Here is a 12,508-nt window from a genome sequence, read left to right on the forward strand (position 1 = left end):
TGTAGGTTTTCTTAGCATTCACCCGCAAACCACCCCTGCGGGCGGTTTCAGCGGGCCGTGCGCTCCGGCATCGGGTGCTCGGTGCCCTCGACCTCCAGCACGCAGGCCAGCGGATGCTCCGCCCGTCCCGTGCGGTCAAGCCGGACGGACAGCGGCCTCGGCGGCTCCTCGGCGAGCTGCGCGGAGAGGGTGAGCGGGTAGTCGCCGTGGCCGTGGACCCGGTGGAAGGCGCACTCCTTGCCGTCGACCAGCAGCTCGGTCTCGGTGATCAGGCCGGAGCGGACGTTGACGGTGACAGAGTGCCCGCCCCGGTCGAGGTGGAAGCTGTACCGCTGGCGCATCGGGACCTCCGACGGCAGGGCCTGCGAGGGGAATCCACCGCCAGTCTAGGTCGGCCAGGACTCCCCGGCCCGGCCGAGCGGGACTGCCGAGTGGGGCTAGGGTGCTCGGCATGCGGAGCGAGACGCGCGGGCCGCGGCCGTACGGGCCCGGCGAGGAGGTGTCGGAGGACGAGTACGTCCTCGGGCTGTACCGGGTGCCGGTGAAGGCCCGGACCGGGCGGAAGGCCGGCCCCGCGCCGGAGTCGGGCCTGCTGGAGGCCTACGCGGACGGCGGTGCGCTGCGGGCCGCGCTGAGGCGGCTGGGCCGCTCCCTGCCGACCCTCGCCCGGCACGAGCCGGACCTCGACTTCAGCACCCGGATCGGGCGGCCGGCGATGGCCGGGCTGGTCCGCGAGCTCGAACAGGTGGACCTCACCCGGTCGCCGGCCGGCGAACGCGAGGTGCTGCGGCTGCTGTTGGACTGGGGGCGCCAGTCGCTCGCCGAGGGCGGCGCGCTGCGGATCGAGATCGACGCGGTGCAGTGAGCGGGCTCCGGTGACGCCGGTTTCCGGGGGGCCCGCGCCGAGGGGGAGGTCCCGCTGATCGGTTCCCGTCGGAGCCCCTGAGAAATCCCCGGGGCGGAGCCCGCCCGCAGGCGGATTCTCGTGATCTCTACAGTGTTGTAGATTCGTCCGCAGGGAGAGATCCGAGGAGGGCATTGTGGGAGTTTCGCTGGCCAAGGGCGGCAACGTCTCGCTGAGCAAGGAGGCGCCCGGTCTGAGCGCCGTGATCGTGGGTCTCGGCTGGGACGTTCGCACCACCACCGGGGCCGACTACGACCTGGACGCCAGTGCGCTGCTGTGCAACGCGCTCGGCAAGGTGGTTTCGGACCAGCACTTCGTCTTCTTCAACAACCTGCGCAGCCCCGAGGGTTCGGTCGAGCACAGCGGCGACAACCTGACCGGTGGCGGCGACGGCGACGACGAGCAGATCAAGGTCGACCTCGCCCGGGTGCCGGCCGACGTCGCCAAGGTCGTCTTCCCGGTGTCGATCTACGACGCCGACGCCCGGCTGCAGAACTTCGGCCAGGTCCGCAACGCCTTCATCCGGATCGTCAACCAGGCCAACGGGCAGGAGATCGCCCGCTACGACCTGACCGAGGACGCCTCCACCGAGACCGCGATGGTCTTCGGCGAGCTGTACCGCAACGGCGCCGAGTGGAAGTTCCGCGCCATAGGCCAGGGCTACGCCTCCGGCCTGCGCGGCATCGCCACCGACTACGGCGTGAACGTCTGACGTAGCGCCTGACGTAGCGCGCCGGGCGAGCCCCGGCCTCCTGGAGCCCGAGCTCCGGGAGGCCGGGGCTTTTCCGTGTCCTTTCCCGTACCCACCGGCGCTATGCAACTAGTTGCATAGCGCCGCAACCGTCCCCTACTGTGCAGTAACAAAGCGCAGTGACAAACCCGACCGCCCGCCCCTCCAGGAGACGCCGATGAGCTCCACCCCCGCCGGCAGCCGCTACCCGCACCTGCTCAGCCCGCTCGACCTCGGCTTCACCACCCTCCCCAACCGCGTGATCATGGGCTCGATGCACGTCGGCCTGGAGGAGGCCCCCGGCGGCTACGAGCGGATGGCCGCCTTCTACGCCGAGCGCGCCCGCGGCGGCGTCGGCCTGATCGTCACCGGTGGCATCGCCCCCAACGAGGCCGGGCGCCCCTGGGAGGGCGGCGCGATGCTCACCACCGAGGAGGAGGCCGACCGGCACCGGGTGGTCACCGACGCCGTGCACGCCGCCGGCGGGCGGATAGCCCTGCAGATCCTGCACTTCGGCCGCTACGCCTACCACCGCGACCTCGTCGCCCCCAGCGCGCTCCAGGCCCCGATCAGCCCCTTCGTCCCCAACGCGCTCACCGCCGAGCAGGTCGAGCAGACCGTCGAGGACTTCGCCCGCTGCGCCGAACTCGCCCGCCGCGCGGGCTACGACGGCGTCGAGATCATGGGCTCCGAGGGCTACCTGATCAACGAGTTCATCGTCTCCGCCACCAACCACCGCGAGGACGAGTGGGGCGGCCCGTACGAGCGGCGGATGCGCTTCCCGGTGGAGATCGTCCGCCGGGTCCGCGAGCGGGTCGGCGAGGACTTCATCATCGTCTACCGGCTCTCCATGCTCGACCTGGTACCCGGCGGCTCCACCCTCGACGAGGTGATCACGCTCGCCAAGGCCGTCGAGGCCGCCGGGGCGACCGTCATCAACACCGGCATCGGCTGGCACGAGGCCCGCATCCCCACCATCGCCACCTCCGTGCCGCGCGGCGCCTTCGCCTGGGTCACCAAGCGGGTGATGGGCGAGGTCGGCATCCCGCTGGTCACCACCAACCGCATCAACACCCCCGAGATCGCCGAGCAGTTGCTCGCCGACGGCTGCGCCGACCTGGTCTCGATGGCCCGCCCGCTGCTCGCCGACGCCGACTTCGTCAACAAGGCGGCCGCCGACCGCGCCGAGGCCATCAACACCTGCATCGGCTGCAACCAGGCCTGCCTGGACCACACCTTCAACCTCCAGATCACCTCCTGCCTGGTCAACCCGCGCGCCTGCCACGAGACCGAACTCGTCCTCGCCCCCACCCGCTTGCGCAAGCGCATCGGCGTCGTCGGAGCCGGACCGGCCGGGCTCGCCTTCGCCGTCTCCGCCGCCGAACGCGGCCACGACGTCACGCTGTACGACGCCGCCGAGGCCGTCGGCGGGCAGCTGAACATCGCCCGCCGCATCCCCGGCAAGGAGGAGTTCGACGAGACGCTGCGCTACTTCCGCACCCGGCTGGGCGAGTTGGGCATCACGCTGCGCCTCGGCGCGACCGTCGCCGCCGGGCAGCTGGCCGAGGCGGGCCACGACGAGCTCGTCCTCGCGACCGGCGTCACCCCCCGAACTCCCGTGGACATCCCGGGAATCGACCACCCCAGCGTGCTCGGCTACCTGGACGTGCTGCGCGACGGCGCGCCGGTCGGCGAGCGGGTCGCCATCCTCGGCGCGGGCGGGATCGGCTTCGACGTGGCCGAGTTCCTCACCGACGGGGGCGACGCTGCGAGCCTCAACCCGTCGGTGTTCCAGGCGAAGTGGGGCATCGACCCGGAGTACCGCGAGCGCGGCGGACTGCGCGCCCCCGAGCGGCCGAAGCCCCCGCGCAGCGTCCACCTGCTGCAGCGCAAGACCGGCAAGGTCGGCGCCGGGCTGGGCAAGACCACCGGCTGGATCCACCGCACCGAACTCAAGCACCGCGGCGTCACCATGGTCGCCGGCGCGAGCTACGACCTGATCGACGACGCCGGACTGCACTTCACCATCGACGGCGAGCGCCAACTCCTGCCCGTGGACACCGTGGTGCTCTGCACCGGCCAGGAGCCGCGCCGTGACCTGTACGAGGCGCTTCGCGAGCGCGGCCTCACCGTGCACCTGATCGGCGGCGCCGACGTGGCGGCCGAACTGGACGCCAAGCGGGCGATCAAGCAGGGCACGGAGCTGGCCGCGAGCATCTGACCGTACGTGCCCGGGTGGTCACCGGGCGGCCCGCGGCCGCACCTGCTGCGGGCCGCCCCGACCACCCTCACCTGCGGCGATACCCGCCCGCGCGCCCCGCCCGGCCCCCGGTGGGACACTGGTCGCTGTCCCTGCTCTCTGTCCCTGCCCGAACTCTCGACCGGGGGTCGGCATGTCCCTCCCGAGGCCTCTCCACGCCCTCACCGCCGCCGCCCTGGTCGCGGCGGCCGCACTGGGCCCGGCACACCTGGCGTCCGCCGAGACGGGCCAGGAGCTTCCATCCTCCGACCAGTTGAAGTCGGCCCTGCTCACCGTCGACGACCTCGGCCCCGCCTACACTGCGGCGTCCGCGTCCGCATCCGCGAGCCCCAGCCCGAGCGGGAACCCCACCCCGGTCACCGGCTGCGCCGCGCTCAGCACCCTGATCGGCACGCACGCCACCATGCCCGGCTCCTCGAACCCGCACGCCTCCACCGAACTGGACGGCGCGGCCGGCAACCCGATGGTGACGCAGTCCCTCGGCGCGGAGGACCAGGCCAAACTCGCCGACGACTTCAAGCTGCTCGCCGACGCGTTCAAGACCTGCCACACCGTCACCTTCAGCGCGGGCACCAACGCCACGGCGACCTTCACCGTCACCCCCATCACCCTCGGCGACCGCCCGGACGCCCCCGCCGTCCGCCTGGACGGAACCATCGACGGCGTCCAGCTCAACGCCTACCTCGGCGTGGAGCGCTTCGGCACCGTCGGCATGATCTACGGCTTCTTCCAGCGCCAGAGCTCCGACACGCAGACCGCCGCCATCCAGTACCGCACCGCCGTCGCCAAGGTCGAGCGCCTCCTCGGCGCCCCCGCCGGCAGCACCACCCCGCCGCGGGCCACCGTCACCAGGGGCAGGTCGGCCTGAGCGGACCGGGGGCGGGCCGGCAGTTGCCATCCCATGATCGTCCTGTGGATGATGTGCGGGTGACGCAACGTTCGGGTCGCTCCCACCGCCTGCTGCTCCTCCCGGCCGCGGTACTGCTCGCCGCGGGCTGCACCGCACTGCCCGGTGCGGCGGCAGCCGGGTCCACGGGTTCGGTCGGCGGGGACGCTCAGGGACCGACGGTTCCGGAGGATTCCAGGCGGCAGATCCTGAGGCTGGCCGAGGAGAACGGCAACGCCCCGGTCGGCGGTGAGTTCACGGTCGCCCGGTACGACAGCGGTTACGGCCCGGAGCTGATCTGGCAGGCCGAGAAGACCGGCGCCATCTGCTCGGCGTCGCCGGGAGTCGTCTCGCGTGGATGCGTTCCGCCCGAGGAGATCGCCGCGAGGCCGGTTCCTGGAGTCGGCACCTTCCTCGGCGCCAGCCTCTACCAGGGCCAGTGGTCGGTGCTGCTGATGTCCAGCGGCGAGACGGTCGATCATGTCTCCTGTCAGGGCCGGGACTTCCCGGCACGGAAGGGGTATTCGGCCGACGTCGACGGTGTGCTCCGCACCGTCTACACGGTGTCCGTGCCGCGCAACCTCCTGGGCGAGTACCGGGTGGCGGTCCGGCGCGACGGCGCTCCGGCCGAGGAGCGTGTGACGCTCAACATGGAGAAGGCCGACCCCGTGCAGTGCTGAGCGGTCGGAACGAGTGCGGTGCCCCGTCTTCCCTGTGGGGAGGCGGGGCACCGCCTTGTTCGGTCCGGCGCGGTGGAACGGATTCTGCGGACCGGCCGGGTGTTCTTCTCCGCGGTCAGCCCGCAACCGGAGGCGTGGCCACGGCGGCCGCGGCCTGGCGCAGTAGCCACGTCGGCGACGGCATGACGGCGAACCAGGTGTTCTCGGTCTCGTCGGCGGCCGAGGCCCAGGCGGCCACCACCGGGAGTTCGCAGTGCTCGCCGGCCTCCAGCGGGGGCAGCCGCCAGACGATGCCGCGGTCGGCGTCGGCGTCGGTGTTGACGTTCACGCCCCAGGTGGTGGACGAACGCTCGTAGACCTCGTCGAGTAGGGCCGCCCACCGTCGGGGCACCTCGCGCGCGTCGGCCGCCAAGCAGATCGCCTCCTCGTCGTTGCCGCCGATGGTGAGCTTGGTGCTCTCGTCCTCCACCGTGATCGCGGTCAGCCCCTGGCCCCCGTCCCAGTACGCGTCGGCACCCTCCGGGAGCTGCTCCGGCACGCTCGCGGAGAACCACACCCGGGGCAGCGGCGCCAGGGCGTCGATCCGCCACACCGCCGCCCGGCAGTCGGTCAGCGGCCCCCAGTGGTCGGGGTCGAGCTCGGCGTCGTACGGGGTCAGCAGCAGCTCGACGCGGGCCGAGGGGAGCGCCCACCGGGCGATCGTGCGGCCGCCCGGAAGGTCGAAGAGCTCCTCGGGCAGGGAGGGCAGGGCGGTGTCCCCGACGGCGGTGACGAAGGTCAGCGGGCCGAACGGCGTCGCGATGGCCGGCCGCGCGGTGGGCCGCACGCGGGTGCGCGGGACGGTGGGGAGCAGCATCGGACCAGGCTATCGGGGGTGGTCCTACGCGGTGCCGAAGGGATTGTCGATTGTCGATGAGGTCGGCGCCAGCGGCCGTCCGGGCCACGGGGGGCGACGTCGATGGCCATTGGACGACGCTGGTGCTGCGCGAGCTGATGCACGGCTCCGCCTCGTACGGGGAGTTGCGCGAGCGGCTGCCGGAGATCAGCCCGAAGGTGCTCGCCGAGCGTCTCCGGGCCCTGGGGGAGCGGGAGTTGGTGGCCCGCGAGCGGCTGGTCGGCTTCCCGGTGCGGACCCCGTACCGGCTGATGCCGACCGGTGAGGCGCTGCGGCCGCTGCTGGTGGAGCTGTACCGGACCGGGGTGGAGCTGTTGGAGCACCGGGGTGGGGCGGCCGCACCCCCGTCGCGGCCGCCCCGGAGCAGTGCTACGGGATGAACGTGACCTCGGGGAACTTCGAGGAGGGCCCGTCGAGCAGCTGCCCGCGTCGGTGGCGCAGGTGCTGGTCGAAGAAGGCGAGCGGGTAGGCCTGCTGGATGAGCGCCCCGCGGTCGGGGTCGAGGGTGCCGACCATCTGCTGGACCTGCTGCTGGCTCATGCCGAGGAGCTTCGCCGCCTGCGGGATCAGCACCAGGTTGTCGCCGTAGGAGGCGTGGACGGCGCCGTCGGCCTGGATGTCGCGCCGCCAGCCGCGCAGGTGCGTCCAGAAGTCGGCGGGCCCCTTCTCCTTGGCCCGGGTGAAGACGGCCGTCATCATCAGGAACGGCCGGTCCAGGTCGGTGGTGATGAGCGGGAGCATGGGCCCGTCGATGCTGATGCCGGCCCGGATGCGCCGGTCGGCGGTCATCGCGATGGCGGTGGCGGTGCCGCCCTTGGACCAGCCGAACATGCCGATGTCGAGCGGGTCGAGGGCGCCGAGCAGGCCGTCGGGGAGGGCCTTGCCGTCGACGTCGGGGTTGCGACCGGAGGCGAGCTCCTGGGCGCAGTCGACGATGAACCGGGCGTCGGCGGCGTAGTCCCTGGGGTAGAGGCCCTGCGCGGGGCCCATCCCGTCGGTGATGACGCGGCCGTCGGGGAACTCGGTGTAGCCGTCGTAGGTGTGGTCGACGGTGAGCACGACGTAGCCGTGGCTGGCGAGTTCCTGGACCATGATCGTGTGGTCGGCCCGGTGGCTGCCCGAGCCGTGCGAGTAGACCACGACGGGCAGCCGGTGGCCGAAGCGGTGGACGGGCGCGCCGAGGCGGCCGGAGGTGAGTGGGGCGAGGGAGAGCGGGAGGGGGAAGCCCGCGTCGTTCAGGAAGGCCTTCAGGGCGCCGTCGGTCATCCAGGGCGCGAACGGGTGGGAGTCGGCGTCGGAGTTCCGCGCCGGGTACCAGACGGCGGCCATCAGCTCGCGGAACGCGCCGGGCCCGGCGGACGGGTCCGGCCGGGAGGTGTCGCGCAGGTGCAGGGCGACGGTGCCGACCGGGTAGGGCCCGGTCGGCTCGGGCAGGGTCAGCCGCCCGGAGCCGGGCGCGGCGGTGCGCGGTGAGGCCGGGGCCGCCGCGGTGGATGGCGCCGCCGCGAAGGCGCCGGAGGCCAGGCCGAGTGGAGCGGCGGCTCCCAACGCCACGGCGGCGCCCAGCATGCGACGACGCGTCAGGAGTGCGGGACTACTGGTGAACGGCGTGGTGTCCATGCGCGGAACGGTGTCACGCGGCGCGGACGGCGCACATCGGTCCACGGATTGATCAACCGGCCGCCCGCATTGGCCCACGGGTTTACATCCCCGGGCTGATGACGGCCCGGGGGTGCGCGGTCCGCGACCGCCTCCTACCGCCCCAGGGCGCTGTTCGCGCGCTGCTGCCACTCCTTGCCCTCGGGGTCCTTCGGGTCCATGGCCAGCAGCAGCTTGCCCAGGGAGCGCTGCGCCACCGGGTCGCCGGCGCGGGCGGCGATCCGCAGGAAGTGGGCGGCCTGGTCCGGTCGTCCGGCGTCCAGTCGCTCCTGCCCGGCGTCGTGCACGCCCTTCGAGGCCTTGATCAGCAGCTCCTGTGCCTCCGGGCCCGGCTGCGTCCCGGTGAGGGCCGCCCGCTGCTGGAGGACGGCCAGCAGGTTGTACTGCGCCTGCCAGTCGCCGGCCTCGGCGGCCGGACGCAGCACGGCCTCCGCGCCGTCCAGGTCCCCCGCGGCCACGAGCGCGGCGCCGAGGATCGGCCTGACCAGCTCCTCGCCGTCCGCCACGGCCTGCCGCAACAGCGGTACGGCGGCGGCCGGTTCGCCGTCGGTGTACAGCCAGACCCCGGCGACCCGGGTCGCGTCCTTGCGGCCGAGCCGTGCGGCCTCCTTCATCAGTTCCAGGGCGCGTCCCGGCTCGCCGCCGTCGCGCAGCCGCTGTGCCAGCTCATAGGCGGAGTCGGCGTTTCCGCCCCGCACGCCGACCTCCAGCCAGCGGTCGGCCTCCTCGTCCTCGACGAGGTCGATCAGCGCGGTGGCGGCCCGGTGCGCGGCGGCCGCGTCGCCCTGCTCGGCCTTGGCGATGTCCTGCTGGACGGCGGCCCGCACCTTGCGGACCTCCTCGATGTCGATCCCGAGGTATTCGATCGCCTTCGGGTGGCCGGCCTCGGCGGCGCGCAGCATCCAGCGGCCGCCCTCGTGGTCCTCGCTGTCCTCGCTGAGGAGTATGACCGCGAGGTTGAAGGTGGAGGAGACGTGACCTCGCTGGGCGGCGAGGCGCAGGTAGTCGAGGCCCTGCTCGGTCTGGCCCTGCTTCATCAGCTTGTCGGCGAGCCAGGTGGTCGAGTCGGCGTTGCCGGCGGAGGACGCCTTGTGGTGCCAGTCCGCGGCCTCCTGCAGCTTGCCCTGGTGCTCCAGGAATCCTGCCAGGTGGAACATCGCCTTGACGTCCCCGGCCTCGGCGGCCTGCCGGGCCTGGTCGGTGAGCTGCCGCATCTGTTCCGGCGAGACCTCCAGGTGCACCTTCATCCCACCGCCGATGTCGATCCCGCCGCCCGCGGGCTGCCGCTGCTCCTGCTCGCGCTTCCGCTTCCGACCGAAGATCCCCATGATCAGCTCCTGTCCGCTTACTTGAGGCATCCACTTTGTGCCCGGATGGGTGGGATTTGCAACGGCCTTTACAAACTGACCCCTTCACCGGTGCCGAACCTCCGAACGATCCCGCACCGTTCGTGCGATCACGGTTCGCCGATCCGGCGAACCCTCCTGTGATCATGGTCAGTTGGTCCTACAGTGTTCCCCCTGGTGACCGGCGGTCGCGGTGGGGTGGGGCATGGACGACGGGGCGGTGCACAACGAGATCAAGGGCGGCTTCTTCCTGGGGGCGGTGATCCAGGGCCAGTACGTCACCCTGCACATGCCGCCGCAGGTGCGCCCGACGAACAAGGGCCTGCCGCCCGCCAGCCCGACCTTCGTCGGGCGCCGCGAGACGGCCCGGGAGCTCCACGAACGGCTGGCGCCAGGCGATGGGGACGCCGGCGTGACCGGGAACGGCGACGCCGGCGGGACCGGGAGCGGCGACGCCGGCGGGATCACCGTGCTGACCGGCCTCGGCGGGGTCGGGAAGACCGAACTCGCCCTCCAGACGGCCCGCCGAGCCCTGGCCGAGCCCGACTGGTTCCCCGGCGGGGTGCTCTACCTGGACCTCTCCGGGTACGACGACGAGCGCCGCCTCTCCCCGGAGCAGGCCCTGGACAGCCTGCTGCGCTACCTCGCCGTCCCCGCCGAGCACATCCCGCCGGGCCGGGCCGACCGCAGCGCGCTGCTGCGCACCGTCCTCGACGGCTACGCGGAGCACGGCCGCCGCGTGCTGGTGTTCCTGGACAACGCCGACGGGCCGGAGCAGGTCCATCCGCTGCTGCCCTCCGACGGCGCCACCCACGTCCTGGTGACGTCCCGGCACACGCTCACCTTCCACCTCGGCGAGCGCGTGTACGACCTGGACTGCCTCGACCGGGACACCGGCGTCGAGTTCATCCGCCGAGTGGTGGAACGGTCGAGACCGGGTGACGGCCGGGTGGCCGCGGAGCCCGCCGAGGCCGCCCGGATCGCCGAGCTGTGCGCCGGCCTGCCGCTCGCCCTGTGGATCGCCACCGCCCTGCTCACCGAGGCGCCGACCCGCTCCCTGGCCAACCTGCGGGAGGCGCTGGAGGACTCCCAGCGGCGACTGGACCGGCTCAGCCGCCGCACCGACAAGGCGGTGCGCGCCGCCTTCGAGCTCTCCTACCGGGCGCTGAGCCCGGAACAGACCCGGCTGTTCCTGTTCCTGTCGCTGAACCCCGGCCCCGACGTGTCCACCGAGGCCGCCGCCCGGCTCCTCGACGAGGACCCGTACGACGTCCAGGACCTCCTGGACGACCTGGCCAGGGCCCACCTGATCGGCCACGGCGCCACCTACGGCCGCTGGAACCAGCACGACCTGGTCCGCCTGTTCGCCCACGAGAAGGGCAACGCCAGGGCTCGACAGGACCGGGCCCTGGAGGCCGCCGGCCGGCTGTTCGACCACTACCGGCAGACCACCGAGGCCGCCGACACCGCCCTGGACACCGAGGCGGAGAACGGGGAGAACCCCGGCCGCTTCGCCGACCTCGCCGCCGCCCTGGAGTGGCTGGACGCCGAACGGGCCAACCTGGTCGAGACGGTGAAGGTCGCGCACGGCAAGGGACGGCCGGACGTCAGCGTCGCCCTCTCGTACGCGCTCGCCCGCTACCTCAGGCGAAGACGCCACCTGGACGACTGGATCGACGTCGGCATGGTGGCCGTGGCGGTGCACCAGGAGCACGGCTCCGGCACGGGCACGGCCTCGGCGCTGAACCACTACGGCGCGGCGCTGGCCGAGGTCAGGCGGTTCGAGGAGGCCCGCGCCGCGCACCAGGCGGCCGCCAACCTGTGCATGGCGGCGGACCACCCGGCGGGGCTCGCGGAGTCCGCGCTCAACCTGGCCGGGGTCTGGTTCGAGATGGGCGACCCGGACATGGCGGCCCGCCTGTACGAGGCGGCCGCCGGACTGTACGAACGGCTCGGCGACGACCGGGGCCGCAGGGTCGCGCTCACCAACCGCGCCACCGTCCTCGCGAGCGTGCGGGAGTTCGACCGGGCCATGGACGACGTCATCGAGGCCGAGGCCCTCACCGCGGGCGAGACCCGGACCCCCGCGGCGCTCGTCGCCCGCGGCCGGGTCCTGGCCGGCAAGCGACGGTTCGCCGAGGCCGTCGAACTCTTCCGCGAGGCCGCCGAGATCCAGCGCCGCCGGGAGAATCCTCACGGCGAGGCCGCCGCCCTCACCGATCTCGGCCGCCTCCTGATCGAAACCTGGCAGCTCGACGAGGCCACCGAAGTCCAGAGCCGGGCCGCCGAGTTGTACCACTCGCTCGGGGACCGCCACGGCGAGGCCATCGCCCGCAACAGCCTAGGCCTGTGCCTCCAGCGCACACACCGGCTGCCGGAGGCCGCCGCGGCCGACGAGGCGGCCGTCGAGGCGTTCATCGACACCCGGGACCGCCAGGGCGAGGGCCTGGCCCGCGTCAACCTCGGCACGGTCCTGACCGTCCTGTCCCGCCACGACGAGGCCGTCGAGCAGCTCACCCGGGCCGTCGCGTGCCTGCGCGCCTGCGACGACCGGCACGGCGAGGCGATCGCGCAGAACCACCTGGGCTGCGCCCTGCGCAGGACGGCCGAGTTCGACCGGGCCCTGGAGGCGCACGACCGGGCCGTTCTGCTCTTCCGGGAGACCCGCGACCGCAAGTCCGAGGCCGACGTGCTCAACAACATCGGCACCTGCCGCCGCGTGATGGGGCAGTTCGACCGGGCCGTCCGGACCCACGCCGCCGCCGCCGAGGTGTACCGGGAGGTCGGCGAACGGCACGGCGAGGCCGAGGCGGAGGAGAAGAGCGCCGAGGCGCTGATCGAGGCGGGCCGCAACGCGGAGGCCGCCGAGGCCGGGGCCCGCGCCGTCGCGATCTTCGAGACGACCGAGGACCGCTACGGCACGGCCGTGGCGTACACCAACCTCGGTGTCGCCCGCGTGAACCTGGGCCACCGGGCCGAGGCCGTCGCCGCCTTCCAGCGGGCCATCGTGCTCTTCCGGGAACTCGACTGCGAGGAGCAGGCGCACGGTGCCTACATCAACCTGACGATCGCCCTCGACCTGGACGAGACGGCCGAGCGGACCGGCCCGAAGCCCCCGCCCCCCAAGCCCCGAGTGCGCCCCTCGTGG

Annotated in this window: 11 protein-coding genes; 7 read left to right on the plus strand and 4 right to left on the minus strand. The window is 73.0% G+C overall.

What is annotated here, in order from left to right; genetic code table 11:
• Window positions 1–47 precede the first annotated feature (47 nt).
• Entirely contained in the window at window positions 48–341 is a 294-nt protein-coding gene (locus J0670_RS14365) for a hypothetical protein (protein ID WP_207811943.1), read from the minus strand.
• A 110-nt stretch (window positions 342–451) separates the two neighbouring features.
• Between J0670_RS14365 and J0670_RS14370 the strand changes: the two genes are divergently transcribed.
• From J0670_RS14370 to J0670_RS14390, 5 genes are all read left to right on the plus strand, one after another.
• On the plus strand, window positions 452–865 hold the full coding sequence (locus J0670_RS14370) for a hypothetical protein (protein ID WP_207811944.1): 414 nt from the start codon (window positions 452–454) through the stop codon (window positions 863–865).
• Between the two features lie 175 nt (window positions 866–1,040).
• Window positions 1,041–1,616, plus strand: a complete 576-nt coding sequence (locus J0670_RS14375; protein WP_207811945.1) for a TerD family protein — start codon at window positions 1,041–1,043, stop codon at window positions 1,614–1,616.
• Between the two features lie 196 nt (window positions 1,617–1,812).
• Window positions 1,813–3,855 (plus strand): FAD-dependent oxidoreductase, encoded by a 2,043-nt coding sequence (locus J0670_RS14380; protein WP_207811946.1) that lies wholly within the window; start codon window positions 1,813–1,815, stop codon window positions 3,853–3,855.
• Between the two features lie 172 nt (window positions 3,856–4,027).
• Window positions 4,028–4,762, plus strand: coding sequence for a hypothetical protein (locus J0670_RS14385; RefSeq protein ID WP_207811947.1), 735 nt, complete (start codon window positions 4,028–4,030; stop codon window positions 4,760–4,762).
• 59 nt (window positions 4,763–4,821) lie between these two features.
• Window positions 4,822–5,460 carry a hypothetical protein gene (locus J0670_RS14390; RefSeq protein WP_207811948.1) on the plus strand — a complete coding sequence of 213 codons (639 nt, stop codon included), beginning with the start codon at window positions 4,822–4,824 and terminating at the stop codon, window positions 5,458–5,460.
• A gap of 115 nt (window positions 5,461–5,575) precedes the next feature.
• Here the strand turns inward: J0670_RS14390 and J0670_RS14395 are convergent, their stop codons facing one another.
• A complete protein-coding gene (locus tag J0670_RS14395) occupies window positions 5,576–6,316 on the minus strand; it encodes a hypothetical protein (RefSeq protein WP_207811949.1) in 741 nt (246 codons plus the stop codon).
• A 56-nt stretch (window positions 6,317–6,372) separates the two neighbouring features.
• On the opposite strand from J0670_RS14395, the gene J0670_RS14400 reads away from it, so the two are divergent.
• Complete coding sequence (locus J0670_RS14400; protein ID WP_207811950.1) at window positions 6,373–6,735, plus strand: helix-turn-helix domain-containing protein; 363 nt, start codon at window positions 6,373–6,375, stop codon at window positions 6,733–6,735.
• Here the strand turns inward: J0670_RS14400 and J0670_RS14405 are convergent.
• Window positions 6,725–7,975: an acetylhydrolase gene (locus J0670_RS14405; protein WP_207811951.1), complete on the minus strand. Its 1,251-nt coding sequence runs from the start codon at window positions 7,973–7,975 to the stop codon at window positions 6,725–6,727. The two genes, J0670_RS14400 and J0670_RS14405, sit on opposite strands and share 11 nt — an antisense overlap.
• Window positions 7,976–8,109: 134 nt before the next feature.
• Window positions 8,110–9,342 carry a tetratricopeptide repeat protein gene (locus J0670_RS14410; RefSeq protein WP_207811952.1) on the minus strand — a complete coding sequence of 411 codons (1,233 nt, stop codon included), beginning with the start codon at window positions 9,340–9,342 and terminating at the stop codon, window positions 8,110–8,112.
• 223 nt (window positions 9,343–9,565) lie between these two features.
• Between J0670_RS14410 and J0670_RS14415 the strand changes: the two genes are divergently transcribed.
• On the plus strand, window positions 9,566–12,508 hold a 2,943-nt coding region (locus J0670_RS14415), incomplete at its 3' end, for a tetratricopeptide repeat protein (RefSeq protein ID WP_207811953.1).

The sequence above is a fragment of the Streptomyces sp. FH025 genome (assembly GCF_017427025.1).
GTDB lineage: Bacteria > Actinomycetota > Actinomycetes > Streptomycetales > Streptomycetaceae > Kitasatospora.

Bases quoted from the DNA above. Each gene is read 5' to 3' on its own strand.
- J0670_RS14385 (WP_207811947.1), top strand. From the start codon at position 4,028: ATGTCCCTCCCGAGGCCTCTCCACGCCCTCACCGCCGCCGCCCTGGTC.
- J0670_RS14365 (WP_207811943.1), bottom strand. From the start codon at position 341: ATGCGCCAGCGGTACAGCTTCCACCTCGACCGGGGCGGGCACTCTGTC.
- J0670_RS14370 (WP_207811944.1), top strand. From the start codon at position 452: ATGCGGAGCGAGACGCGCGGGCCGCGGCCGTACGGGCCCGGCGAGGAG.
- J0670_RS14405 (WP_207811951.1), bottom strand. From the start codon at position 7,975: ATGGACACCACGCCGTTCACCAGTAGTCCCGCACTCCTGACGCGTCGT.
- J0670_RS14395 (WP_207811949.1), bottom strand. From the start codon at position 6,316: ATGCTGCTCCCCACCGTCCCGCGCACCCGCGTGCGGCCCACCGCGCGG.
- J0670_RS14410 (WP_207811952.1), bottom strand. From the start codon at position 9,342: ATGGGGATCTTCGGTCGGAAGCGGAAGCGCGAGCAGGAGCAGCGGCAG.
- J0670_RS14400 (WP_207811950.1), top strand. From the start codon at position 6,373: ATGAGGTCGGCGCCAGCGGCCGTCCGGGCCACGGGGGGCGACGTCGAT.
- J0670_RS14380 (WP_207811946.1), top strand. From the start codon at position 1,813: ATGAGCTCCACCCCCGCCGGCAGCCGCTACCCGCACCTGCTCAGCCCG.